The sequence below is a fragment of the Petrotoga mobilis SJ95 genome, from assembly GCF_000018605.1.
Lineage (GTDB): Bacteria > Thermotogota > Thermotogae > Petrotogales > Petrotogaceae > Petrotoga > Petrotoga mobilis.
In genome coordinates this window covers 817646-843511 of record NC_010003.1, presented here as the reverse complement: position 1 = coordinate 843511, position 25866 = coordinate 817646, and the positions used below count along the sequence as shown (strand labels likewise).

Below are 25866 nucleotides of genomic sequence, written 5' to 3'. Positions count from 1 at the left end.
ATGAAAATAGATTTACAACTTTTTGCCAAAAAAAGTTCTGATGTAAATAAAAAAGATAGCAACCCCAAGTATCTTGGAGTGAAGGCTTCTGACGGGAAAAAAATTAGAGCCGGTACCATAATTGTTAGGCAAAGAGGCACTAAAATTCATCCTGGGGAAAACGTTGGAATAGGGAGAGACTTCACCATATTTGCTAAAATAGACGGTGTCGTTAAGTTTAAAACAAAAAACAACAGGAAGTTTGTAGATGTTTATGCCCTAAAGGACTGATTCGTTTATGCATGGTAGAAGAGTAGCAATTGTCGGGATTTTTGGGGCACTTTCATTTCTTTTAACTTTTATAGAATTTCCAATAATACCTTTGTTGCCGTTTCTAAAATTCGATCCCAGTGACAGTTTGATTATTTTGGTTACAATGGGCTATGGTTTTTTCCCGGGTTTTTTCACCCTTGTAATAAAAAGCTTTTTATTTATTTTTAGAGCTGGTGATGGTGGTTTAATCGGCATATTGATGAATTTTATAGCTGGAACCGCTTTTATAACGACGTTGTATCTATTAAAAAATTTTGTTAAGTTGAACAACTGGATCAATTACGTAATTTCTTCTTTACTGACGGGGGTTGTAGCGTACGGGTTGAATTATTTTGTAGCGATACCAGTTTATACTAATCAACCAACATCACAATTCGTTAGCAACATAGGCATAAGTTTGCAATTGTTTTTTTTACTAGTTCTATTGTTTAATTTCATTAAGTTTTTTGTGGATTCGTCTATTTCACATTTTTTATTGAAAAAAACTAAAATAACTAGTTTTGCTCAAACAAAATCAGAAGAATGAGGAGGTTTTTGAAATGAATTCTAAATTAGTGCAGCCTTCATATACCGCTAAGAAAGAAGACATAAAAAGAGAATGGTTCTTGATCGATGCAAAAGACTACACACTAGGAAGACTAGCATCGAGGATTGCAAAAATACTACAGGGGAAACACAAACCGACCTATACTCCATATATAGATAGTGGAGATTTTGTTGTTGTAGTGAATGCGGAAAAAATAAAACTTTCGAAGGACAAAAAAGAAAACAAAATATACAGAAGATACAGTGGTTATCCTGGAGGGCTCAAGGAAATCTCTTTTGAACAGATGCAAAGTAAGCACCCTGAAAGGATAATTCAGCTAGCTGTAAAAGGTATGATGCCCAAAACTATTTTAGCCAAGCATATGATGAAGAAACTAAAGGTATATGTTGGTCCTGATCATCCACACCAAGCTCAGAATCCAAAAGAGATAAAAATAGAAAATATTTAATCAGGAGGTATTCGAATGGCAGAACTTATCGAATATTACGGTACCGGGAGAAGAAAAACAGCCGTGGCAAGGGTACATTTAAGGCCAGGCAACGGTAAGATAAAAATAAATGGAAAAGAATACAAAAGTTTGGTAGAATATTTAAGAGGTAACGAGGTATGGGAAATAGAAGCTTTAAAACCACTCACCGTCACATCTACAAATGGACAATTTGATTTAGTTATAAGGGTTAATGGTGGAGGATTGAGTGGCCAAGCTGGTGCCATTAGACTTGGAATTGCCAGGGCTTTACTTTCCTACGATGAATCCTTCAGACCTATTTTGAAGAAAGAAGGTCTCTTAACTAGAGATCCAAGAGAAGTAGAAAGAAAGAAATATGGTTTGAGAAAAGCTAGAAAAAGAGCTCAATTTTCAAAAAGATGAGTACTGTTTTATCTGTTTCGTATTTTTAAGGAATAGTGAAGTTTATGAGCAGAAATTATGATAGTCTGAAAAAAGTAATTGACGAAATTAAAAATAAAGTTGATATAGTTGATTTCGTCAATTCTTATTTGTCTCTTTCTAAAAGGGGAAAAAATTACACAGCTTTATGCCCCTTTCATGCAGAAGATACCCCATCTTTTTATATATTTCCTGAAACCCAAACCTTCCATTGCTTTGGATGTGGAGCTCATGGTGATGTGATCACTTTTTTGGAAAAGTATGAACAAATTAGTTTTTTGGATGCCTTAAAAAAAATAGCTACTTATGCGGGAATTGAATTAGATATAACTCAAAAAGAAAAACCTGTGGAGATAATTTTTAATGAAGAAGTTTCCAAACTTTATAACTATAATCTTCTCAACCTCTCTTCTAATCATAAAGTTTGGCAGTATTTGAAAAAGAGAGAGATAACTAGAGAGTTAGTAGAAGAATTTGAATTAGGGTTTGCCACGGGCTCAGAAATTCAAAAAGTGATCGAAGAGAATCTTTTTGATAAAGACATTGCAAAAAATACTGGTTTGTTGATCAATGGAGAAAAAGAGTTTTTTTATAATCGTTTAATTATCCCAATAAGAAACAATGATGGAGAGCTAGTTGGCTTTGCAGGTAGGCAAATAGAAGAAGACACGAATGCACCCAAGTATCTGAATACTCCTGAAAATAAGTTTTTTAAAAAATCTAAAATACTTTACGGGTATCATAAAAACAAAAAATTCATAAAAGAAAATGATTTTGTAATACTGGTTGAAGGCTACTTTGATGTAATTTCCATGTACAAATTAGATTTCAAAAATGTTGTGGGTATTTTAGGTTCTGCCTTTACAAAAGATCACGCCGTTGAATTGTTGAAAGCAACTAACAAAGTAATTACGATGTACGATATGGATGAATCTGGTCAAAAAGCCACTTTATCCACCATAGATGCTTTATTTGCTAAGGATTTCCAAATAGCAGTTTCAAAGTATCCTACTAAAGATCCTGACGAACTAACCAAGAAGCACGATAACAAATACATCGCCGAAATATTAAAAAACTCCTACAAATTTCATGAGTTCATCGTTGATTATTATTCAGAAAAATACGATTTAAGTAATGAATTTGCTTTAGAGAAATACTTAAAAGAGATGTCAAGATGGTACAAAAAATTTGAAGATGTTGGAAGAATAAGTTATTTACAAAGTTTTATTGAAAATATTTCAAAAAAAACGGGAAAAGGTACCGAGTATATTCAAAAAATACTAGAAAGAACTTCTGCACTAATACCTGTAAGTTCTGCTTCAAATGAGTCTAATTCTCAAACGAAAGATACTCTTTACGTAGAAAAGGATATAAGATACGATATTGCGAAATCTTATTTATACCTATGGATTAAATATCCTCACTATAGAGAGATACTCAAAAATTATTTCAGCGAGGAAGATTTTTCTAGTCAGTTGCTCAAAGAATTTTTTACTTTAACCTCACAAAGTTCAGATATTGGGTTTCTACTTGAAAATTCTTCAAAAGAACTAAGTGAATTGATAGTAGAGGTTTGGAAGATTGAATATTTTTTTAATCCTGAGAGGATTCTTTCTTCTTTAAAAGAAAGTATTAGGAGAACAAAAATAAATGAACAAATAGAAGAGTTGAAGAAAAAACTTCATGAAACAAAAGATCTTTCGGAAAAGACGAATATTACGTCTCAAATCATACAACTTTATTCAAAATTAAAAATAGTCAATTGAATAGTATATTACACACTTTAAAATTAGAATTTTATTTGTTTATTAAGCGATCTAATAACGTTCCCTGTCAACTACCCCCGTCTAAAGACGGAGGCTTGAAGCCTCGGAGTTGACCAGCCTAAGTTCGAAGACAGCCTCACGGCAAATTTGAAGAACTACGTTATTCTGGTCATGACACCTTGGAATGCTGGAGCCAGTTCCAAGCCCTGTCGTTCAACATTAAACAGGTATACGGGGTTGAAACCAGTGTGTTGAATGTAAAAAGCCAGAATAACATTGGCGAGGCTCACTTTAACCCGAAAGGGAGAGGAAGGTAACTTCCATGGAAAAGGAATCTGTACAACGAGTTTTTGTATTAGATAAAAACAAACAACCACTTATGCCATGTCATCCTGCTAGGGCAAGAGAGTTATTGAAGAAAGGTAAAGCAGCAGTATTTCGATACCATCCATTCACAATTATTCTAAAAGATCGTGAAGGCGGCGACACGCAACCTATACAGGTTAAGATCGATCCTGGAAGTAAGATCACTGGAGTTACTTTAGTAGGCGATTTTAAGAACGGTAAGAAAGTAATTTGGGGTGCTGAGATTCATCACAGAGGTCAAAGTATCAAAAAAGCATTAGATACTCGTAGAGGTGTAAGACGTTCACGAAGAAACCGAAAGATAAGGTATCGTATAGCAAGGTTTGACAACAGAAAACGTTCAAAAGGTTGGTTACCACCTAGTCTTATAAGCCGTGTAGAAAATATACTCACATGGATTAAACGTATTCGACGCTTTTCACCAATTACAGGTATTTCATTGGAATTAGTACGTTTTGATACTCAAAAACTACAAGATCCAGAAATTAATGGAATAGAGTATCAACGAGGAACGTTGTATGGATACGAAATAAAAGAGTACCTTCTTGAGAAATGGGGTAGGAAATGTGTATATTGTGGTAAAGAGAATGTACCGTTAGAAATAGAACATATCGTACCTAAATCTAAAGGTGGAAGTGACAGGATAAGTAACCTTACATTAGCTTGCCACGAATGCAATCAGAAGAAAGGTAATCAATCAATTGAAGAATTTTTAACAAATAATCCAGAAAGGCTGAAACAGATCAAATCAGAATCAAAGAGACCACTCAAAGATACAGCAGCACTCAATGCTACACGTTGGTATATATTCAATCAATTACGAGGAAACAGCCTCACGGCAGGTAAGGAAGAATTACCTATTGAAGTTGGAACAGGAGGACGAACAAAGTACAATCGTGAGACACAAAACTATCCTAAAAAGCATTGGATAGATGCAGCTTGTGTTGGAGAAAGTGGTCAAAACGTTCAAATTGAACCTGATATGCAAGTTTTAGAGATCAAAGCAATGGGTCATGGAATGCGTAGAATGTGTTTTGTAGATAAATACGGATTCCCAAAAAAATATCGTCCAAAAGAACGAACATATATGGGATACAAAACAGGCGATATAGTGTTGGCAGTTATACCAAAAGGAAAAAATATGGGTATCCATATTGGACGCATTGCAATACGACATAGGCCAAGCTTTTTATTAAATGGTGTTGGTGATGTACATCCAAAATATCTTACATTACTACAAAAAAATGACGGTTATGGATATCAAATATCTTAAAAGGAGGAAAGATTCTGCGTTCCTCTCACCATTAAAGTGGTGAGTCCCCTGCAGATTTTTTTATGGAAAAGCTTGAGAAAAAGGTGGATTTTTCAGAATTAATAGAAGAAATTGAAAAAATTGAGATCGTTGATCAAGATAAAATAAGGGTTAAAAGAGACAAAGAATGTTATATAGAAGAACTTGAGAGAGGTTTAGAAAAACTTATTGAAATAGCTAAAGAGAAGAACAATACCATAACTTATCGAGATATAGATGAATGCATACCTCATAACTTATCTGATGTAATTGACGGCAGCTTTTTAGATAAGATCCATGAAAAGCTCGAATCAGAAGGGATAGAAATTATAGAATCCTCCCAAGAGGACCAAATCCAAGAGGAAGAAGAATTTTTTAACGATGGGTTAGAGGAGCTTTTTCAAGAAAGGGAATCTCAGATATTCGACAACTCTGCCGTAAATGAACCCATAAAGATTTATTTGAGAGAAATAGGGGGAATCAAACTTTTAACTCCCTCCAGGGAAAGGCAGCTTGCTATAAGAGCTAAGAAAGGCGACAAAAAAGCCAAAGACGAATTGGTGAAGGCAAATCTAAGATTGGTGATTAGTATAGCCAAAAGATACACAGGAAGAGGATTAACCTTTTTGGATTTGATTCAAGAGGGGAATATAGGTTTAATTAGAGCCGTAGAAAAATTTGACTGGAAAAGAGGCTTTAAATTCTCAACCTATGCTACTTGGTGGGTTAGGCAAGCTATCACCAGAGCTATAGCCGATCAAGCTAGAACAATTAGAATACCTGTTCATTTGGTTGAATCTATAAACAGGATGAACATAGTTATTAGAAAACACCTCCAAGAAACAGGTGAATACCCCTCTACCGAAAAGTTAGCAGAATTACTGGATAAACCTTTAGAAAAAATGGATGAAATTTTATTGGCAACTAAAGAGATCATTTCCGTTGATGCACCAATAAGTGGTTCTGATGATGAAGAAGCTTATATAGGTGATTTTTTAGAGGACTCTGAAGCTGATCAACCAGAGGAAATTGCTGTGAGAATGATACTTAAAGAAGAAATTGAAAAAGTTTTGGAATCTTTAAGGCCCAAGGAAGCTACGGTGTTAAAAATGAGATATGGCTTGCTTGACGGTAAAATGAAAACACTGGAAGAGGTTGGAAACTTCTTCAACGTAACAAGAGAAAGGATAAGGCAGATTGAAGTAAAAGCTTTAAGGAAGTTAAGGCATCCCTCCAGAAGCTTGCAATTAAAAGAAATAAGCGATATGATAGAAAAGAAGGACATATAACGGGAGTGGAAATAAATGGCGAAAAACAAGGGGAATGATTTCCTCTTTTTGGGAGAAAAAAACACCCCGAAGGGGGTTCAAGGAAACACCCCGAACGAGGTTGAGGAGAACACCCCGAAGGGAGTTCAAGGAAACACACCGAACGGGGTCAAGGAAAAATTCCCCTCCTTAAGTGGCGGAAGCCCGTCATCTTTATTCGAAAATGAGTTGGATGAAGAACAAAGAGAAGCTGTTATAAAATCAGAAGGAAGATCGATAATAGTTGCGGGTCCTGGCTCTGGTAAAACTAGAGTAATAACCTATAAAATTGCTTATTTGTTGAATAATGGAGTTGAACCTGAAAATATTTTATTAGTCACCTTCACCAGGGCTGCGGCAAGGGAAATGATAGAAAGGGTAAAGAATGTTACCAATAGAAATATAGATAAAATGCTAGCTGGTACATTCCATCATGTATGTAATTCTATTCTTAGAAAGTACGCCACGCTTTTAGACTATAAAAATAATTACAGCATCCTCGACAAAGAAGATTCAAAAGATTTGTTAAAAATGGCTAAAAGCGAGTACATCAAAGAAATCAGTGATAATTACAAGCTTCCAAAAGAAGAAGTAATAATGAAAATTATAAGCTATTCATGTAACACATTGACCTCTTTAAGAGAATCAATACTTGAAAGAGCCCCATATTTGTTGAATTTTGAAAGAGATATTGAGCAAATATGGAGTATATATATCCAATTAAAAAAAGATATGAATGCAATGGACTATGATGATCTGTTAGTAAATACTTTAGTTTTATTCAAAACTCATCCAGAAGTACTAAACAAGTGTTCAAGCCAATTTAAATATGTTTTAGTTGACGAATTTCAAGATACCAACAAAATTCAAATAGAATTGGTTGAGGCTTTATCATCGGTTCATGGGAATCTGATAGTTGTTGGAGACGATTCTCAAAGTATATATTCATTCAGAGGAGCTTTATTTAAAAACGTAAAAGATTTTATAGAAGATGAAAGAACAAAGGTTTTCAAGATACAAAGTAATTACAGAAGTACCTCTGATATAGTTGGTTTGATTAATCACCTAATACCTTCTAATTCTGTTCCTAAAGTCCTTAAACCTAAGAGAAAAAGTTATTTAAAACCTTTCGTTGTGGAAACTTTTGACGATTTGGAACAAGCAGATGCCGTAGTCAAAATCATAGAAGATAAATTAAAAGAAGGTTTAGATTATAAAGATATCGCTGTGCTATATAGATCGCATTCGTTATCTATGGTGTTACAACAAAAATTGGATTCAAAAGGTATCCCTTACAGAATACTATCAGGATTGAGATTCATCGAAACGGCACATATAAAAGATATATTGGCTTTTTTAAAGGTATTAAACAATCCTTTAGATAAGATTTCGTGGAGTAGGATTTTAAAATTATTTCCTGGAATTGGTAACAAAACTGCATCTAAGATCTATGAAGAGATTGAAACTGGAATAGGGAAAAGCCCCGAGCGGGGTCAAGGAGAAGAAAACGATAACATCTCAAATATATTGAAGGAAACTGAAATAAATAAGTTCAAAACACCCTTGGAATTATTAACAAAACTTTTCGATAATAAAGAAAGTAGTCCTGATGAGTTGATAGATACCATTTATAAAGATTTCTACCAAGAATATTCTTTCTTAACTTATGCAGATTCTAAATCAAGGAACATGGATATTGAAAGATTCAGTGAAATTGCCAGTCGTTATGATTCAGTAAGTGCTTTTATAGAAGATTTGACGCTTAGTGAAGAGATAGGAGTAATACCTGCGAGTAGGGATAAAGATGAGAATAAGTTAACGCTCACAACGATTCATGGGGCTAAGGGATTGGAATGGAAAGTAGTTATTCTCATATCGGTGAATCCAGGAGATTTTCCCAACGGACTTGCAATTAAAGAACAAAAATTAGATGAAGAAGAAAGGCTCTTCTATGTTGCCATAACAAGAGCAAAGAATGAATTATACATTTTGAAACAGCTAACCGGTACAACCAACCCGTATCTAAAAAATTCATTTTATTTTGTAAAAAAAGAAAACGATTTTATCAAAAAAATTCCGGAGGAAACGGTCAATCGTTTGAAAATCAAATATAAATAACCGTAAATTATTTAAATTGTTATATTTAATTAATTTTTAATTAAGGTCCAATAATGTAAAATATCCACTGGCGTTTTCTTATTTTTTCAAATATACGAAAAATATATATTACACTAATATAAATTAAAATAAAGCAGAAGGAGGTGAACTCTCATTTTTGAGGGCATTTATTTAATGGCTTCCCTTGAAATGAGAGAAATCTAAGTGCCAACGATTAATCAATTAATAAGGTACGGAAGAACATCTGTAAAGAAAAAGACCAAATCTCCTGCATTACGAGGTAACCCTCAAAAACGAGGTGTTTGTGTAAGGGTTTCAACTATGACCCCGAAAAAACCTAATTCAGCTTTAAGGAAGATTGCAAGGGTTAAGCTATCGAATGGAATCGAAGTAACTTGTTATATACCTGGAGAAGGTCATAACCTACAAGAACACTCTAACGTTTTGGTAAGAGGTGGAAGGGTAAAAGACTTACCTGGTGTTAGGTATAAGATAATCAGAGGGACTTTGGATGCTGCCGGTGTTGAAGGTAGAAAACAAGGTAGAAGTAAATACGGTACCAAAAAACCCAAGGCTTAATAAGGAGGCTCTTTACTGAATGAGAAGAAGAACTGCTGAAAAAAGAAACATAGTTCCAGATCCTATTTATGGGGATATTTTACTTTCCAAATTTATAAACAGGTTGATGTATGATGGAAAAAAATCTTTAGCACAACAAATAGTGTATTCTGCTTTGGAGAGGTTGGCTGAAGCTACAAAAGAAAATCCAATAGAGGCTTTTCATAAAGCGATAGATAATGTTAAACCTGTGGTAGAAGTAAGATCAAGAAGGGTGGGGGGTTCAACATATCAAGTACCTTTTGAAGTACCGGAAAACAGAGCCACATCTTTAGCAATAAGATGGATAGTTACCTCTGCACAATCAAAAAAAGGCAGAGATATGGTTAGTAAATTATCTCAAGAACTGATAGACGCCTACAACAATACGGGACCTTCTGTGAAAAAGAAAGAAGACGTTCATAGGATGGCTGAAGCAAACAGAGCTTTTGCACATTTCAGATGGTAGTTTAGCAGCTTAGTAGGAGGGATTGTTTTGAAAGAAAGATTATACCCCATAGAAAAAATAAGAAATATAGGAATAGTTGCTCATATAGATGCAGGAAAAACAACTACTACCGAAAGAATTTTATTTTATACGGGGACAAAACACAAATTAGGAAATGTTGATGAAGGCACAACCGAAACAGATTGGATGGAGCAAGAAAAAGAAAGAGGAATTACCATAACCTCTGCAGCGACTTCTGCTTTTTGGAAGGATCATAGAATAAATATAATTGACACACCAGGACACGTTGATTTTACCGTTGAGGTAGAAAGATCATTACGTGTTTTAGATGGGGCTATTGCTGTTTTCGACGCTCAAGTTGGGGTCGAGCCACAATCTGAAACAGTGTGGCGTCAAGCTGATAGGTATAGAGTGCCGAGAATCGCCTTTATGAATAAAATGGATAAAATTGGAGCGAATTTTTTTAATGCTATACAAACAATGAAAGATAAGTTGGGGGCTAATCCTATAGCTTTGCAAGTTCCAATTGGTTCTGAAGCTGAGTTTGAAGGTGTAGTTGATTTACTAACTATGGAAGCACTTTATTGGACAGATGAAAATGGTCAAATAATTGAGAAAAGGAGTATTCCGTCCAATTTAATAGATTTTTGTGAATCTAAGAGAGAAGACTTAATTGCTGCAGTTGCCGAAGTTGATGAAAATATAATGGAGCTTTACATAGAAGAGGAAGAAATTCCTGTAGATAAATTAAAAGAAGCCATAAGAACATCAACCATACAAAGCAAAATAGTACCTGTTCTTTGTGGAAGTGCGTTTAAAAACAAAGGAGTTCAACCTTTGTTAGATGCAGTTATTGATTATCTACCTTCGCCTTTAGATATGCCTCCTGTTAAGGCTTTTGATGGAACGACGGGAGAGTTCGTAAAAGATATTCTTCCATTCGAAGATGGAGACTTTTTTGCGTTGGCTTTTAAAATAATGGCGGATCCTTTTATTGGTAAGTTAACTTTTGCTAGAGTTTATTCGGGTACTTTAAATAAAGGAAGCTACGTAGTTAATACAACTAAAAATAAAACAGAAAGGGTATCTAGACTTGTTTTTCTCCATGCCGACAAAAGGGAAGAAGTTGATTACATAAGGGCTGGAGACATCGTAGGATTAATTGGCTTAAAAGATACTTCCACTGGTGATACACTCTCAGATAAAGAATGCAATTTAGTTTTAGAAAAACTTGAATTCCCAGAACCTGTTATTTCTGTTTCTATAGAACCTGAAACCAAAGATGATGAAGCTAAATTGGGGAAAGCTCTAAATGCTTTGACAGAGGAAGACCCAAGTTTAAGAAGTTACGTCGACCACGATACCGGAGAAACCATATTATCTGGAATGGGAGAATTGCACTTAGAAATAATAATTGATAGAATTAAAAGAGAATACAAGGTAAACGTTAAAGTAGGTCAGCCGCGTGTGGCATACAAAGAAACTATTAAACTCCCATCCGAAGCTGAAGGCAAATATATCAGGCAAACGGGAGGTCGAGGGCAGTATGGACATGTTAAACTTAGAGTTGAGCCACTGCCTTTGAATAGTGAAAAAGAATTCGAATTTGTCGATAAAATAGTAGGAGGAGTCATACCAAGAGAATATATACCGGCCATAGAAAATGGTGTAAAAGAAAGTATGCAAGATGGAGTCTTACTAGGTTATCCGATGGTTGCTATTAGAGTCGAGGTTTTTGATGGTTCCTACCATGAAGTTGACTCTTCAGAAATGGCATTTAAAATAGCTGCATCTATGGCTTTTAAAGACGCCATAAAAAAAGCTAAGCCTGTTTTATTAGAGCCAGTCATGAAAGTGGACGTTACTACTCCAGAAGAATATATGGGAGATATAATTGCAGATTTAAGTTCAAGAAGAGGAAGAATAGAAAGTTTTGAAAACGTTGGAGGGACAAATACCAGAGTAGTTCACGCTCAGGTTCCATTATCAGAATTATTCGGATATGCCACCATAATGAGATCTCTTTCTCAAGGAAGGGCAACAAGTTCTATTCAATTTTCTCATTACGAGGAAGTTCCGGAGCAAGTAACTCAAAAACTATTAAGTAGAGAATAAGTTTGATAATATAATTTACAAGGAGGAGATAGAACAATGGCTAAAGAGAAGTTTGTTAGGGCAAAGACTCACATGAACGTAGGGACTATCGGTCATATTGACCACGGGAAAACAACTTTAACCGCTGCTATTACCAAGGCTTTATCTTACAAAGGTGGGGCAGATTTCACACCTTTTGACATGATAGATAAAGCCCCTGAAGAAAAAGCAAGAGGAATCACCATCAACGTTTCACACGTTGAATATCAAACAGATAAAAGACATTACGCACATATAGATTGTCCAGGTCATGCGGACTACATAAAAAATATGATAACCGGAGCAGCTCAAATGGATGGAGCTATCTTAGTTGTAGCCGCAACTGATGGTGTTATGCCACAAACTAGAGAACATGTTTTGTTGGCAAGGCAGGTTAACGTTCCAGCTTTAGTTGTATTCATTAACAAAGTTGACATGGTTGACGACGAAGAATTAATTGACTTAGTAGAAATGGAGGTAAGAGATCTCCTAAACAGCTATGAATTTCCTGGAGATGAAGTTCCTGTTATAAGGGGTTCAGCCCTAAAGGCGTTGGAAGAAGATAACCCAGATGGTCCTTGGACACAAAAGATATATGAACTTATGGATGCAGTTGATTCTTACTTCCCAGATCCAGTAAGAGAAATCGACAAACCTTTCTTAATGCCCATAGAAGATATTTTCAGTATTACTGGAAGGGGAACAGTTGTCACTGGAAGAATTGAAAGAGGTGTCGTTCACACTGGAGATCAAGTTGAAATAATTGGTTTGAGCTATGAAACAAAAAAGACCGTTGTAACTGGTGTTGAGATGTTTAGAAAGATATTGGATGAAGGTGAAGCAGGAGATAACGTTGGATGTCTCTTAAGAGGTATAGAAAAAGATGAAGTAAAAAGAGGTCAGGTTCTTGCTGCTCCGGGTTCAATCACTCCACATAAAAAATTTAAGGCTGAGGTATACGTATTGAAAAAGGAAGAGGGAGGAAGACACACACCTTTCACTAAAGGTTACAGACCTCAATTTTATATTAGGACAGCCGACGTTACAGGGACTCTTGTAGAATTCTCCAGTGGTGCAGAGATGGTAATGCCTGGCGACAATATCAATATGACAGTAGAATTGATATATCCTGTAGCTCTCGAAGAAGGTATGAGATTCGCTATAAGAGAGGGCGGAAGGACAGTAGGTGCTGGTGTTGTTACAGAAATAATTGAATAATAAATCTGAAAGTATAATTGTACGGGGAGCTTCAGCTCCCCTTACTAATGAGTTAAAAGGAGGCTTTTAAAAAAATATGGCCAGTAATAAGTACATAAAAATACGGCTGAAAGGATACGACCATAGATTACTCGACGAATCATCAAAAAAAATCATCGATGCTGTAAAAGATACCGAAGCTAAAGTTTCTGGTCCAATTCCACTGCCAAATAAGAGAACCGTGTATTCAGTTATAAGGTCCCCGCACAAATATTCATATTCAATGGAACAATTTGAAAAGATTGTTCATAAAAGAGTGATATATATATACAATGCTTCATCCGATACGGTTACTAAACTGTTGAAAGTCAATATTCCAGCGGGAGTATCTGTAGACATAAAAGCTTGATGTCATTGTAATTTTTAAAAAATAAGACGGATATCATTCGGGCTCTGGAGGTGTAAATAATGAAAGGTATTTTAGGTAAAAAAGTTGGAATGACTCGTGTTTTTAAAGATGATAAGGCCATCCCGGTGACAGTCATCAAAGCTGGACCTTGTGTGGTAGTTCAAAAGAAAACTGTAGAAACAGATGGTTATAACGCTATACAGATAGGTTTTGAAGAGATACCAGAAAGAAAAGCAAACAAGCCTTTGATGGGTCATTTCAAAAAAGCGCAAGTAAAACCTTTAAGGTATTTAAGAGAATTTAGAGTAGAGAATGTAGATGATTACGAAATCGGTCAAAAAATCGATGTAACAATTTTTTCTGAAGGAGAAAAGATTGATTTAATAGGTAACTCAAAAGGAAGAGGATACTCAGGAGTTATGAAAAGATGGAATTTTAGAGGTGGGGAAAACACTCACGGTTCAAAATTTCATAGAGGTTTAGGATCTACAGGAATGGCAACATTCCCTTCAAAGGTATTCAAAGGAAAGAAGATGCCAGGTCAATACGGAAATGAAAGAGTAACCATTCAAAACTCAGAGGTAGTTTACATTGATGTACAAAACAATCTAATAGCGGTCAAAGGTGGAGTTCCAGGAGCGAGGGGCGGATTGGTAACGATAAGAGAAGCCGTAAAGGCTAAACGCCCAAAAACGAAGTAGGGAGGTTGATTAGTAAATGTCGCAGATAGATATATACAATATTCAAAATGAAAAAGTTGGAACGTTAGATATTAAAGACGAAATCTTTAATATTGATCCAAATATGGATGTACTATATAGATACGTTGATATGCAATTGACCAACAAAAGGGCAGGAACAGCTTCGACAAAGACAAGAAGTGAAGTTAGTGGAGGAGGCAGAAAACCATGGCCTCAAAAGCATACAGGTAGGGCAAGAGCCGGATCAATTAGATCTCCTCTTTTCCGACACGGTGGAGTAACTTTTGGACCAAAGCCCAGGGAATTTCACAAAGATCTCAATAAAAAAATGAAAAGACTAGCTTTAAAGTCTGCGTTGAGTGTCAGGTATAGAGAAAACAATTTAATTGTTTTAGATGAGGTTAAATTCGAAAAGCCAAGAACGAAAGATGTAAAAAATATTTTATCCAAATTCGGTATGGAAGATACAAAGGTTTTATTTTTATTTCCTTATCACCAGGAACAATACGAAAACTTTAAACTATCTGCAAGAAATTTGCCAAAGGTGAAAGTAATTATAGCTGATAACCCTGGTCAAAACAAAAAGAATGTGGACGGTTTAAATGTATTTGATTTAATAAACAGCGAGAAAATCGTGCTTACCAAGGAAATGGTGAATAAAATCGAGGAGGTGATCGGCTGATGGAACTTCAAAAAGCTTATGATATAATTACTAGGCCGATCTTAACAGAAAAAACCTATTCTCTCATGCAAGAACGCAAATATACCTTTGAAGTCATGAAAGAAGCTACCAAACCAGAAATAAAGGAAGCCATTGAGACAATATTCAAAGTCAAAGTAGAGAAAGTATACGTAATGAATATGAAACCTAAACCAAAAAGATTGGGAAGAAGTGAAGGATATACAAGAGGATGGAAAAAAGCAATAGTTAAATTAGGAGAAGGATACGTAATCAGAGAATTGCAAGGCAGTCTGTAAGAGAGGTGGATAAATAATGGCGTTAAAACAATACAAACCTGTAACACCATCGCGAAGATATATGACGACATCTGATTTTTCTGAATTATCAAAAGTCGAACCCGAAAAAAGTTTACTCGAACCCTTGAAAAAAACAGGTGGAAGGAACCATTATGGTCGAGTTACAATGAGGCATCGAGGTGGTGGGCACAAAAGAAAGTACAGAATAATAGACTTTAAAAGAGACAAAATAAATATCCCTGCAAAAGTTGCTTCAATAGAATACGATCCTAACAGAAGTGCAAGGATAGCTCTATTGGTATACGCCGATGGAGAAAAAAGGTATATATTATCTCCCAAGGGATTACATGTAGGAGAAACTGTAATGAGTGGTGCAAAAGCTGAAATCAAAGTAGGTAACAGCTTACCTTTGGAGAATATTCCTCTAGGAACTCTTGTGCACAATATAGAATTTGAACCTGGTAGAGGTGGAAAAATAGCAAAATCTGCAGGGACTTATGCACAGTTAATGGCTAAAGAAGGTAAATATGCACTTTTAAAAATGCCTTCTGGTGAGTTGAGAAGAGTTCGTTTAAGTTGTATGGCTACCATCGGTGTAGTTGGTAACGAAGAACACTCCAATGAAGTTTACGGTAAAGCTGGAAAAACCAGATGGTTAGGAAGAAGACCCAAGGTAAGAGGTATGGTACAAAATCCAGTAGATCACCCAATGGGTGGTGGAGAAGGCAGAAGTAAAGGTCATATTCCTAAATCTCCTTGGGGAACACCTGCTAAAGGGTATAAAACAAGAAGAGGAAAAAAACAATCCGATAAATTTATAGTAAGAAGAAGGGTAAAGTAAGCATTTTTATCCTTATGCGTGGGGAGCGAAGTTTAAGGGACCGTAAACCCCTTCCTTATGGGTAGGGAGCTGGGCGAAGGGGCGCTATTAACAAGCTTTTAGAGTTTCTAAAGGTACCTAGAATGAAGAGCAAGGAGGTGCAGTAGGTGGGAAGGTCTTTAAAAAAAGGTCCTTATGTTCATCCAAGTCTTATCAAAAAGATTAGAGAGATGAACGAAAAGGGTGAAAAAAAGGTTATTAAAACTTGGTCAAGGGCCTCGATGATCCTGCCAGAAATGGTTGGACATACAATAGCAGTTCATAACGGAATGAAACACATACCGGTTTATATAACTGAACAAATGATTGGTCACAGATTGGGAGAATTTTCTCCAACCAGAAGGTTTGGAGGACATCCAGACAAAAAAGCTGTTAAAGGAAAGATAGAAAAGCAAGGTTGAGGAGGGTAGTTCATGGCTACTAATACTAATGTTTCCAGAGTTCAAGAAGATGGTAGAAAAGTAAAAAGATCTGTATATCACAGAATGAGAAAAGAGAAAGAAGCCTCTGAACCAATTGTTGAAGCTAGAGCAGTCACAAAATATGTAAGAATATCACCTAGAAAAGCTAGATCTATGGCAAACTCAATAAGGAATAAAGATATAAGTGAAGCACTTCAAATACTCACTTTTAGTCCAAAAAAATCCGCACGTATACTATATAAAACTTTGATGTCCGCAATTGCGAATGCTGAAAATAATTTTGGATTAAACGCTGAAAATCTCTATGTTTCTGAGATAATGGTGAATGAAGGTCCTAGACTCAAAAGATTATGGCCAAGGTCTCATGGAAGAGCAGATATTCTTCAAAAAAGAATGAGCCATATTTATATAACCGTAAGAGACAAAAGTGCTGATAAATAAAGTGAGGTGAAATAAGTGGGATCAAAAGTGCACCCAAACGGTTTCAGGTTAGGAAACAATAAAACTTGGAAATCTGTATGGTTTAACGAAAAGAATTATTCTGATTATTTGCATGAAGATGAAAAAATAAGAGATTATATAAAATCCAATTACGAAGCTGCTGGAATTTCAGAGATATTAATTGAAAGACCCAGTGATTCGTCAATAAGAATAGATATTTATGGTGCCAGATTAGGAATTTTGATTGGACGAAAAGGCGCAGAAATGAAAAAAATTAGAGATGATTTGAAAAACATTGTAGGGGATAAAAATATTAAGGTCTACGCTGAAGAAGTAAAAAATCCTTACGTTGTTGCTCAACTCATAGCTGAAGATGTATCCGGTCAACTGCAAAGAAGGGTTTCGCACAAAGTTGCAATGAAAAGAGCTATAACCAACGCCATGAGAAGAGGAGCTAAAGGTGTGAAAATAATGGTTTCTGGTAGACTCGGTGGTGCCGAAATAGCGAGAACAGAATGGTATATGGAGGGAAGATTGCCTCTTCAAACCTTGAGATCAAACATAGATTACGCTGTTGTTCATTCTCAAACTAAATATGGTACCATAGGGATAAAAGTTTGGGTCTATCATGGTGATACGCTGATTTAATAATCTTTCCAAATGGATAGAGAGCGTAGTGAAGATCTCCTTCTTCCATCCTTATAGGTGGGGAACGTAGTGAAGATCTCCTTCTTCCATCCTGATGGGTGGGGAGCGGGGCGAAGGGGCGCTAAGCAAGTTAAAGATCGTAGAAATGGTAAAAAGGAGGAAATCCTAAATGTTGATGCCTAAAAGAGTAAAATACAGAAAACAACAACGCGGAACAGTCAGGGGAATGACAAAAGGTGCTAGTTTGGTGCATTTCGGCGACTGGGGATTAAAAGCGATGGAAAGCTCATGGATAACCGCTCAACAGATAGAAGCATGTAGGTTATCTATGGTAAGGACATTAAAAAGAACGGGAAATATATGGATTAACATTTTTCCCGATAAGCCAATAACTTCTAAAGGAATTGGAACAAGGCAAGGAAAAGGTAAAGGTGATGTGGAAGGTTGGGTAGCGGTTGTAAAGAAAGGAAGAGTGATGTTTGAAATAGGTGGAGTCGATGAAGCAACTGCCAAAAGGGCCTTAGAGTATGCCGCCTCCAAGCTACCGATAAGGACTAAGATAGTTCAAAGATATGAAATAGGAGGGGAGCTCTGATGAGAATAACTGAGATGAGAGAATTAACAGACGAAGAGCTCAATCAAGAATTAAACAATTTGAAGGAAAAATTATTTCAATTGAGGTTTCAACTCGAACTTGGACAACTAAAAAATTCTTCAAGTATCAAGCAAGTTAAGAAAGATATAGCTCGAATAAAGACCATCCTCAAAGAAAGGGAACTCGGAATAAGGAGGTAAATTTCATGTCTAAAAAGATAATAACTGGAAAAGTTGTAAGCAATGCGATGGACAAAACGATAACAGTTGAAACAGATAGACTTACAAAACATCCCAAATACCACAAATTTGTCAGAAAAACCAGAAGATACCATGCACATGATGAAAATAACGAATGTGAGATTGGAGATATTGTTGAAATAGAAGAATCCAGGAAGCTTTCCAAAACAAAGGCTTTTGTTTTAAAAAGAATTGTGAGAAAAAATATTTTATCGGAAGAAGTTGAAACACCAGACTCAGTTGAAGAAGAATTAAAAGAAGCCTTTGGAGGTGAGGTTGATGGTACAACTAGAGAGTAAAATCAGAGTTGCTGATAACTCTGGAGCAAAAGTATTAAGAGTTATCAAAGTACTCGGTGGGTTTCATAAATCAAAAGGAACCGTCGGAGACACCGTTGTTTGCTCCGTTAGGGAAGCCATACCTCACACAGATTTGAAAAAAGGTCAAGTAGTTCAAGCCGTTATTGTCAGAACGAAAAAAGAGATAAGAAGGAAAGATGGAACCTATATTAGATTTGATGACAATGCTGCGGTACTGATTGATAAAAATAAGTTACCTTTAGGAACGAGGGTTTTTGGTCCAGTAGCCAGAGAAGTACGGGAAAAAGGCTACGCGAAGATAGCATCGTTAGCAAAAGAAGTTTGGTGAGGTGAAAATATGTATAAAATAAAGAGAGACGACACAGTAGTAGTGATCTCTGGAAAAGATAAAGGAAAGAGAAGCAAAGTTTTGAGGGTTATTCCAAAGGACAAAAAAGTCATTGTGGATAACGTAAACGTCGTCAAGAAGCATCAAAGGCCCACTCAAAAGATGAGGGAAGGCGGAATTATTGAGCAACCCAGTCCTATTGATATTTCAAACGTTATGTTAGTCTGTCCAAACTGCAATCAAAAAACCAGAGTGGGATTTAAATTTCTTGAAGATGGAAGCAAAGTAAGATATTGCAAAAAATGTGGTGAAATAGTAGAAAAATCTTAATCCATTCAAATTTTGAAAACTTGTAAAAATCAAGTAGGTATGGTAAGAAGTAAAAAGGAGGACTATCAATGGAGAAAGTTCAGTATATACCTCTGAAAGACAGGTACAAAGAAGTAGTAATACCTTCAATGATGAAAGAATTTAACTACAAAAACGAATTACAAGTGCCGAAACTTGTAAAGATAGTTGTTAATATGGGAGTTGGAGAAGGTTCCAGGAACAGAGCAGTTGTTGAAAAACATGCCCAAGAGTTAACGAAGATAGTCGGACAAAAAGCCTTAATAGCCAGGGCAAAGAAAAGTGTTGCCAATTTTAAGGTTAGAGAGGGTATGCCGATAGGTGTGAAAGTTACCTTGAGAGGATGGAAAATGTATAATTTCTTGTATAAATTAAACCATGTTGTGTTACCAAAATTGAGGGATTTTAGAGGGTTACCTGCCGATTCTTTCGATGGAAGAGGTAATTATACCTTCGGAATACCCGAGCAACTAATTTTTCCGGAAATCAGGCCTGATGATATAAGTAGAATTCAAGGTATGGATATAACAATCGTCACCACAGCTAAAACTGATGAAGAAGCCAGGAAATTATTAGAATATTTTGGTTTCCCGTTACAAAAAAAATAAATGGAGGGTGTGAGTAATGGCGAAAAAGGCTCTTATAGAAAAATCTAAAAGAACTCCGAAGTATAAAACAAGAGAGTACTCACGATGTAAAGTATGTGGTAGACCAAGAGCTGTTTATAGAGAATTCGGTTTATGCAGAATATGTTTCAGAGAACAAGCTCTGGAAGGTAAACTTCCTGGAGTTAAGAAGGCTAGCTGGTAAGGAGGGAAAAACGAATGTGGAGCGATCCGGTAGCTGATATGCTAACCAGAATAAGGAACGCCAATTCGGTGTTCAAAGAAAGTGTTGAAATACCCGCTTCAAACTTAAAAAAAGACATTTTAGAAATAATGAAAAAAGAAGGATTTATCAATGATTATAAATTCATAGACGATGGTAAACAAGGAATACTCAAAGTCTATTTGAAGTACAAAGGTACAAGAAGAGATAAAAAACCTATAATGGAAGGGATCATAAGGGTTTCAAAAAGCGGAAGAAGAGTGTATGTTAATACCCGTAACATACCAAAAGTCAAGGGTGGATTAGGTATAGCTATACTCTCAACATCCCAAGGAGTAATGACCGATAAAGAAGCAAGAGAGAAAAAAGTTGGTGGAGAAGTAATCTGTTATGTATGGTGAGGAGGTGCCTAGATGCCACAATCGAGAATAGCTGATAAACCAACAATTATTCCTGATGGTGTAGAATTATCTGTGGATGGACAAACAATAAAAATCAAAGGTAAAAATGGTGAATTAAGTCTCAATTTACCCGAATATTTGGAAGTTGACAGAGATAACAACGAATTAATGATTAAAACAAAAGAAGGCGTAGTTAAAAGAAGTTCAGACGAGAAGCGATTAAAAGCGCTAAGAGGCACGTTCACCTCTCATGTGAGAAACATGATTAAAGGTGTAACTGAAGGATACAAAAAAGAATTGGAAATTGCCGGTATTGGGTACAGAGCTCAGCTTCAAGGTAAAAACTTAATCTTGAATATTGGCTATTCAAACCCCGTAGAATTTCCAGTCCCTGAAGGAATAACTATAGAAGTTCCACAACCCACAATAGTAGTCGTTAAAGGTATAGATAAATACAAAGTCGGAGAAGTCGCTGCAAGGATAAGAAGCTTAAGAAAAGTTAACGTTTACAGTGGTAAAGGTATAAAATATGTTGGAGAAAGTGTTTTAAGAAAAGAAGGAAAGAAAGTTTAAAACATTTCCGCAAAGGAGGTCCCTTTTAAATTGATAAAACAATTAGACAAAAAAGCCCTTAGACAAAAAAGGCACTTAAGAGTGAGAAAAAACGTTAGAGGAACATCAGAAAAACCAAGATTGACGGTTTTTAAAAGTCAAAAGCACATATATGCTCAAATTATAGACGACACTAAAGGTGTTACTTTGGCGTCAGCTTCAACAACCCAAAAACAACTGAAAGAAAAATTAGAAAAAACATGGGATGAAAACGCTGCAAAAGAAGTAGGGAAACTCATAGCCGAAAAAGCAAAAGAAAAAGGTATAACAGAAATTGTTTTTGATAGAAGCGGTTACAAATACCATGGAAAAGTAAAAGCTCTTGCTGAAGCAGCAAGAGAAACGGGCTTAAAGTTTTAGGAGGTGTTGGTAATTTATGCCGAACGATCAGAAAGTAAAAGCTACTGATGCTGCAAATGAATTAGAAGAAAGAGTAATCGAAATTCGAAGGGTCAGCAAAGTAACTAAAGGTGGAAAAACCATTTCGTTTCGTGCAGTTTCGGTAGTAGGTAATCGAAATGGAAAAGTAGGATTAGGAATCGGGAATGCCCGAGAAGTTCCACAAGCCATAAGAAAATCAATTGAAAATGCAAAGAACAATATGATAGAAGTCCCCGTTAAAAACGGAACTATTCCTTACGAAATAATCGGTGAACAAGATGCTTCCACTGTATTACTGTTCCCAGCAGGCCCAGGTACCGGTGTTATAGCCAGTTCAGCTGTAAGAGCTGTTGTTGAATTAGCCGGAATAGATAATATTCTAAGTAAATCCATTAGTTCAACGAACGTATTAAATTTAGCTAAAGCCACTTACAATGGATTAAAAAAGTTGAGATCTCCTCAAGAAATTGCAAAGTTGAGAGATTTAACTGTTAAACAAGTATTCTTTGGCGCTCACAAGGGGGTATGAGTAATGTCAAGTCTAAAGATAAAGTTAGTAAAAGGAAGAGCAGGGAAAGACAAAAGACAATTAGCTACTCTCGATGCTTTAGATTTAACTAGAAAAGATAAAGTAGTAATAAAACCTGACAATCCCCAAATTAGAGGAATGATAAGGACTGTACATCACTTAGTTGAGTGGGAAGAAATCGATTCTTAATTAAACAAATTGTAAATAAGGAGGCTATATACATGCCACTTAAAATAGAAGATCTAAAACCTACACCAGGATCAAGGAAACCCAAAAAAAGGTTAGGAAGAGGAATAGGCTCAGGATTAGGAAAAACAGCTGGCAAAGGGCATAAAGGTGAAAAGGCTAGAGGAAGAGGTAAAATTGGTAGAACATTTGAAGGTGGACAAACAAACATTATTAGAAGAACTCCAAAATTTGGATTCTCTAATGCACCATTCAAAAAAGTATATTCTGTTGTAAACGTAGAAACATTAGAAAAGTATTTCTCAGAAAATGAAGAAGTAACTCCAGACATACTTTTAGAAAAGAAATTGATAAAAAAATTGAACGATGGAGTAAAAATATTAGGAAAAGGAGAAATATCAAAACCTCTTGTTGTCAAAGCTAACATTTTCTCTCAAACCGCTAGAGAGAAAATTGAAGCTGTTGGCGGGAAAATAGAGGTGATTGAATAACATGTTCAAAGCCTTTAGAAACGTTTTTAGGATTCCTGAATTAAGGGATAGAGTTATATTCACCTTTTTAGCGTTGATAGGGTTTAGAATAGGTATATACATCCCCATTCCGGGAATAAATGTAGAAGCCTGGCAAGCTGCTTTAAGTGGAGCATCCCAAGGAGCGGTTGGAGGATTCATAGGTTTTTTTGATGTCTTTGCTGGAGGGGCGTTAAGCAATTTATCAATATTTGTTCTCTCAGTGACACCCTATATTACGGCTTCGATCATTTTTCAACTTCTCTCTTCTATAATACCTAGTTTGAAAGAGATGTTGAGAGAAGGTGAAAGTGGGAGAAAAAAATTCGCTCACTACACGAGGATGTTAACTTTAGTATTAGCTTTTGGACAAGGATTACTAATGTCCATAGCTGCCAACAATTACAGATCCCCCAATCTATCACCAGTTCTCTTTGTAACTTTAGCAACCGTTTCTATAGCTGCAGGAACGATGTTTTTACTATGGATAGGTGAATTAATCACCGAAAAAGGAATAGGAAACGGGGTATCTGTTTTAATATTTGCTGGTATAGTATCCAGATACCCTACATATGCAGCCGAAGCTCTCATAGGTTTAACCCCATTAGAATGGATACTCTTAGCCGCTGTTGCTATATTTATAGTAATAGCTGTAGTAGCGGTTCAAACATCTGAAAGAAGGATTAATATTCAATATGCAAAAAGAGTAGTCGGCACAAAAATTTATGGAGGTTCCTCAACATATTTACCTATTAAGGTAAATGGTGGAGGGGTAATTCCCATAATCTTTGCCTCCGCTATTATGACCCTACCCAGTATGATTGCTGGGGTAACAAACACTACCGTAGACGATAGACTATTTGCTATAGGTTCTCCACTTTATCTTGTGTTGTATGGTTTGCTGGTTTTCTTTTTTACATACTTCTACAGTTCTGTTGTTATGGATCCAAACGACGTAGCAAATAACATACAAAATTATGGTGGGTTCATACCAGGTTTAAGACCAGGAAAACCGACTGTTAATTACATCACTTCAGTCATGACCAGGGTAACTTTCATAGGAGCGATCTTTTTAGTAGTAATTGCCTTGGTTCCCTACTTTATCAGAGGCGCTTCAGGGATGCAGCAAATCTGGATAGGTGGTACCAGTACACTAATAGCCGTTGGAGTTGCTTTAGATATTGTCCAACAGATGGAGCAACACATGATAGTAAGACAATATGAAGGCTTCATGAAAAAAGGAAGGTTACGAGGAAGGAGATGAATTTTCTTTGAGACTTTTATTTTTCGGACCGCCTGGTGCAGGTAAAGGAACCCAAGCCAAAAAAGTTGCCCAGGAGTTTCAAATTGTACACATATCCACCGGAGATATTTTAAGGGATGCTGTTAGCAAAGGTACAGAATTAGGTAAAATGGCTAAAGCAATTATGGATCGTGGAGAATTAGTTTCGGATGAAATAATGAACAGTTTGGTAAAAGAAAGATTGGAAGAATTAGATTCTTTTATTCTTGACGGTTACCCCAGAACTTTAGACCAAGCAAAATTTTTAGACCAAGCAACAAAAGAGTTACAAAAAGAAATAGATGCGGCAGTACTAATTGACGTTTCCGAAGAAGAAATAGTAAAAAGGATAAGTAATAGAAGAGTCTGTCCAAACTGTGGAAAAGTATATAATTTAATTACCCTTCAACCAAAAGAAGACGAAAAATGTGATGTATGTGGTACAAAATTAATTCAAAGAGACGATGACAAAGAAGAAGTAGTCAGAGAAAGGTATAAAGTATATAAGAAAAATACCGAGCCCGTAATAGAATATTATAGAAAAAATAACAAAATAATTACAATAGACGGTGCCCAAAATGTTGAAGACGTTACAAAAGAATTGTTTAATATACTAAGGAGTTTTAACAAACAATGATAATAATTAAGACTGATCAAGAAATAGAAATGATGAGACGGGCTGGAAAAAAGCTTGCCCGTCTTCTTGACGCTTTACTTCCAGAAATAGTAAAAGAAGGCGTTAACGGGGAAAGTATTGAAAAATATGTATTAGAATACATGGAAAAAGAAGATGCTATACCCACCTTCAAAGGTTATAATGGTTACAAATATGCGATCAACTTTTCTGTAAATGAAGAAGTTGTCCACGGATTTCCATTGAGAAATAAAGTTTTAAAAAATGGTGATATTGTATCTGTAGATTGTGGTTTAACTTACAAAGGATACATAGCAGATTCCGCCAGAACTTACATAATAGGACAAGTTTCTGAAAGGGAAAAAGAACTGGTTGAATCGACCAAAGAATCTTTGTACATGGGTATAAAAAAAGCTGTTGTTGGTAATACCATTGGTGACATTGGTCACGAAATTCAAACTTACATTGAAAGTAAGGGTTTTTCCGTAATAAGGGAGTACGTAGGTCACGGGGTAGGAAGAAAATTGCACGAAGATCCCCAAATTCCAAATTATGGAAGGCAAGGTAGAGGTCCAAAAATAAGAAAAAACATGACATTAGCAATAGAACCAATGGTATCTATGGGAAGCTACGAAGTAGATATTTTAGAAGACGGCTGGACAGCGGTAACCAGAGATAGATCAAAAGCAGCACATTTTGAACACACAATTGCCGTGACTGAAAATGGCCCAGAAATACTAACGCAACTATGATTTAAGGGTTTATTTTTGTGGTCAACATGGAGAATCCTTACTTTATCCCTTTTATCCTTGTGAGTGGGCTGCGGTTTGCAAATGGATAAAAAGCCTTTTATCCTTATGGGTGGGGAGCGGGGGAAGGGCGCTAATAAAGGCTAAGCGCAGCTTACGAGAAAACGATGCTAACTATTAACTCACAAAAAACATTCTACTTTTAAAAGGGTCACAGGGTGAAGCCCTTTTGCGGTCTTGTGCAAAATGGTTCTTTATAATGCTTTAGAAGTAACATCCTAATTTTCATTTGCGAAGCAAATGATGATACACGAATTTGGGGTTTTTAAGGGGCTTGCCCCTTAACGAATGGGTCTAAGGGACCGCAGGTCTCCCTTCCACATGGGTGGGGAGCGGGGGTAGGGCGCTAAATCGTACTTTACAGTTTCTAATGACAGTAAAAATCCCTGAAGAA

General features: G+C 36.0%; 36 protein-coding genes. All 36 read left to right on the top strand.

The genetic code is table 11. The features are described 5' to 3' along the window. Positions 1-270 carry a 50S ribosomal protein L27 gene (rpmA, locus tag PMOB_RS04140; RefSeq protein WP_012208630.1) on the top strand — a complete coding sequence of 90 codons (270 nt, stop codon included), beginning with the start codon at positions 1-3 and terminating at the stop codon, positions 268-270. 7 nt (positions 271-277) lie between these two features. Beyond that, positions 278-838, top strand: a complete 561-nt coding sequence (locus tag PMOB_RS04135) for an ECF transporter S component (RefSeq protein WP_012208629.1) — start codon at positions 278-280, stop codon at positions 836-838. 13 nt (positions 839-851) lie between these two features. Continuing rightward, positions 852-1307, top strand: a complete 456-nt coding sequence (gene rplM / locus PMOB_RS04130; RefSeq protein WP_012208628.1) for a 50S ribosomal protein L13 — start codon at positions 852-854, stop codon at positions 1305-1307. A gap of 15 nt (positions 1308-1322) precedes the next feature. Then, entirely contained in the window at positions 1323-1730 is a 408-nt protein-coding gene (rpsI, locus tag PMOB_RS04125; protein ID WP_012208627.1) for a 30S ribosomal protein S9, read from the top strand. A gap of 44 nt (positions 1731-1774) precedes the next feature. After that, positions 1775-3514 carry a DNA primase gene (gene dnaG / locus PMOB_RS10220; protein WP_012208626.1) on the top strand — a complete coding sequence of 580 codons (1740 nt, stop codon included), beginning with the start codon at positions 1775-1777 and terminating at the stop codon, positions 3512-3514. A 322-nt stretch (positions 3515-3836) separates the two neighbouring features. Next, on the top strand, positions 3837-5153 hold the full coding sequence (gene iscB / locus PMOB_RS04115; protein ID WP_012208625.1) for an RNA-guided endonuclease IscB: 1317 nt from the start codon (positions 3837-3839) through the stop codon (positions 5151-5153). Positions 5154-5215: 62 nt separating this feature from the next. Then, entirely contained in the window at positions 5216-6460 is a 1245-nt protein-coding gene (locus PMOB_RS04110) for a sigma-70 family RNA polymerase sigma factor (RefSeq protein ID WP_012208624.1), read from the top strand. Between the two features lie 15 nt (positions 6461-6475). Continuing rightward, positions 6476-8596 carry an ATP-dependent helicase gene (locus PMOB_RS04105; RefSeq protein WP_012208623.1) on the top strand — a complete coding sequence of 707 codons (2121 nt, stop codon included), beginning with the start codon at positions 6476-6478 and terminating at the stop codon, positions 8594-8596. Between the two features lie 204 nt (positions 8597-8800). Beyond that, a complete protein-coding gene (gene rpsL, locus PMOB_RS04100; RefSeq protein ID WP_012208622.1) occupies positions 8801-9175 on the top strand; it encodes a 30S ribosomal protein S12 in 375 nt (124 codons plus the stop codon). A gap of 19 nt (positions 9176-9194) precedes the next feature. After that, positions 9195-9662, top strand: coding sequence for a 30S ribosomal protein S7 (gene rpsG / locus PMOB_RS04095; protein WP_012208621.1), 468 nt, complete (start codon positions 9195-9197; stop codon positions 9660-9662). Positions 9663-9689: 27 nt separating this feature from the next. Then, the gene (fusA, locus tag PMOB_RS04090; protein WP_012208620.1) at positions 9690-11777 is read left to right on the top strand and encodes an elongation factor G; all 2088 of its coding nucleotides are present in this window, start codon (positions 9690-9692) and stop codon (positions 11775-11777) included. A 36-nt stretch (positions 11778-11813) separates the two neighbouring features. Continuing rightward, on the top strand, positions 11814-13013 hold the full coding sequence (gene tuf / locus PMOB_RS04085) for an elongation factor Tu (protein WP_012208619.1): 1200 nt from the start codon (positions 11814-11816) through the stop codon (positions 13011-13013). 76 nt (positions 13014-13089) lie between these two features. Beyond that, positions 13090-13401, top strand: a complete 312-nt coding sequence (rpsJ, locus tag PMOB_RS04080) for a 30S ribosomal protein S10 (RefSeq protein WP_012208618.1) — start codon at positions 13090-13092, stop codon at positions 13399-13401. Between the two features lie 59 nt (positions 13402-13460). Further along, positions 13461-14102: a 50S ribosomal protein L3 gene (gene rplC / locus PMOB_RS04075; RefSeq protein WP_012208617.1), complete on the top strand. Its 642-nt coding sequence runs from the start codon at positions 13461-13463 to the stop codon at positions 14100-14102. A gap of 16 nt (positions 14103-14118) precedes the next feature. Further along, positions 14119-14784: a 50S ribosomal protein L4 gene (rplD, locus tag PMOB_RS04070; RefSeq protein WP_012208616.1), complete on the top strand. Its 666-nt coding sequence runs from the start codon at positions 14119-14121 to the stop codon at positions 14782-14784. After that, positions 14784-15080, top strand: a complete 297-nt coding sequence (rplW, locus tag PMOB_RS04065) for a 50S ribosomal protein L23 (RefSeq protein WP_012208615.1) — start codon at positions 14784-14786, stop codon at positions 15078-15080. Before rplD ends, rplW begins: the two co-directional genes overlap by 1 nt. A gap of 16 nt (positions 15081-15096) precedes the next feature. After that, positions 15097-15921 (top strand): 50S ribosomal protein L2, encoded by an 825-nt coding sequence (rplB, locus tag PMOB_RS04060; RefSeq protein WP_012208614.1) that lies wholly within the window; start codon positions 15097-15099, stop codon positions 15919-15921. Between the two features lie 146 nt (positions 15922-16067). Beyond that, on the top strand, positions 16068-16361 hold the full coding sequence (rpsS, locus tag PMOB_RS04055) for a 30S ribosomal protein S19 (RefSeq protein WP_012208613.1): 294 nt from the start codon (positions 16068-16070) through the stop codon (positions 16359-16361). Positions 16362-16373: 12 nt separating this feature from the next. Continuing rightward, positions 16374-16823 carry a 50S ribosomal protein L22 gene (gene rplV, locus PMOB_RS04050; RefSeq protein WP_012208612.1) on the top strand — a complete coding sequence of 150 codons (450 nt, stop codon included), beginning with the start codon at positions 16374-16376 and terminating at the stop codon, positions 16821-16823. Positions 16824-16838: 15 nt separating this feature from the next. Beyond that, positions 16839-17471, top strand: coding sequence for a 30S ribosomal protein S3 (gene rpsC / locus PMOB_RS04045; RefSeq protein WP_012208611.1), 633 nt, complete (start codon positions 16839-16841; stop codon positions 17469-17471). 169 nt (positions 17472-17640) lie between these two features. Continuing rightward, positions 17641-18066 (top strand): 50S ribosomal protein L16, encoded by a 426-nt coding sequence (gene rplP / locus PMOB_RS04040; protein ID WP_012208610.1) that lies wholly within the window; start codon positions 17641-17643, stop codon positions 18064-18066. Then, positions 18066-18266: a 50S ribosomal protein L29 gene (gene rpmC / locus PMOB_RS04035; protein WP_012208609.1), complete on the top strand. Its 201-nt coding sequence runs from the start codon at positions 18066-18068 to the stop codon at positions 18264-18266. Before rplP ends, rpmC begins: the two co-directional genes overlap by 1 nt. A 5-nt stretch (positions 18267-18271) precedes the next feature. Further along, positions 18272-18604: a 30S ribosomal protein S17 gene (gene rpsQ / locus PMOB_RS04030; protein ID WP_012208608.1), complete on the top strand. Its 333-nt coding sequence runs from the start codon at positions 18272-18274 to the stop codon at positions 18602-18604. Further along, positions 18585-18953, top strand: coding sequence for a 50S ribosomal protein L14 (gene rplN / locus PMOB_RS04025; RefSeq protein WP_012208607.1), 369 nt, complete (start codon positions 18585-18587; stop codon positions 18951-18953). Before rpsQ ends, rplN begins: the two co-directional genes overlap by 20 nt. A 9-nt stretch (positions 18954-18962) precedes the next feature. Continuing rightward, positions 18963-19283, top strand: a complete 321-nt coding sequence (rplX, locus tag PMOB_RS04020) for a 50S ribosomal protein L24 (RefSeq protein WP_012208606.1) — start codon at positions 18963-18965, stop codon at positions 19281-19283. 68 nt (positions 19284-19351) lie between these two features. Further along, positions 19352-19909: a 50S ribosomal protein L5 gene (gene rplE, locus PMOB_RS04015; protein WP_012208605.1), complete on the top strand. Its 558-nt coding sequence runs from the start codon at positions 19352-19354 to the stop codon at positions 19907-19909. Between the two features lie 16 nt (positions 19910-19925). Beyond that, entirely contained in the window at positions 19926-20111 is a 186-nt protein-coding gene (locus PMOB_RS04010) for a type Z 30S ribosomal protein S14 (RefSeq protein WP_012208604.1), read from the top strand. 14 nt (positions 20112-20125) lie between these two features. Continuing rightward, on the top strand, positions 20126-20530 hold the full coding sequence (rpsH, locus tag PMOB_RS04005) for a 30S ribosomal protein S8 (protein WP_012208603.1): 405 nt from the start codon (positions 20126-20128) through the stop codon (positions 20528-20530). Positions 20531-20542: 12 nt separating this feature from the next. Further along, a complete protein-coding gene (gene rplF / locus PMOB_RS04000; RefSeq protein ID WP_012208602.1) occupies positions 20543-21103 on the top strand; it encodes a 50S ribosomal protein L6 in 561 nt (186 codons plus the stop codon). A 30-nt stretch (positions 21104-21133) separates the two neighbouring features. Then, positions 21134-21502: a 50S ribosomal protein L18 gene (rplR, locus tag PMOB_RS03995; RefSeq protein ID WP_012208601.1), complete on the top strand. Its 369-nt coding sequence runs from the start codon at positions 21134-21136 to the stop codon at positions 21500-21502. Positions 21503-21518: 16 nt separating this feature from the next. After that, positions 21519-22052, top strand: coding sequence for a 30S ribosomal protein S5 (rpsE, locus tag PMOB_RS03990; protein WP_012208600.1), 534 nt, complete (start codon positions 21519-21521; stop codon positions 22050-22052). 3 nt (positions 22053-22055) lie between these two features. Beyond that, on the top strand, positions 22056-22241 hold the full coding sequence (gene rpmD, locus PMOB_RS03985) for a 50S ribosomal protein L30 (RefSeq protein WP_012208599.1): 186 nt from the start codon (positions 22056-22058) through the stop codon (positions 22239-22241). Positions 22242-22273: 32 nt separating this feature from the next. After that, on the top strand, positions 22274-22729 hold the full coding sequence (rplO, locus tag PMOB_RS03980) for a 50S ribosomal protein L15 (RefSeq protein WP_012208598.1): 456 nt from the start codon (positions 22274-22276) through the stop codon (positions 22727-22729). A gap of 1 nt (position 22730) precedes the next feature. Further along, positions 22731-24011 (top strand): preprotein translocase subunit SecY, encoded by a 1281-nt coding sequence (gene secY, locus PMOB_RS03975; protein WP_012208597.1) that lies wholly within the window; start codon positions 22731-22733, stop codon positions 24009-24011. A gap of 7 nt (positions 24012-24018) precedes the next feature. After that, positions 24019-24666 (top strand): adenylate kinase, encoded by a 648-nt coding sequence (locus PMOB_RS03970; RefSeq protein WP_012208596.1) that lies wholly within the window; start codon positions 24019-24021, stop codon positions 24664-24666. Continuing rightward, complete coding sequence (gene map / locus PMOB_RS03965; protein WP_012208595.1) at positions 24663-25415, top strand: type I methionyl aminopeptidase; 753 nt, start codon at positions 24663-24665, stop codon at positions 25413-25415. Before PMOB_RS03970 ends, map begins: the two co-directional genes overlap by 4 nt. Positions 25416-25866: the final 451 nt, after the last annotated feature.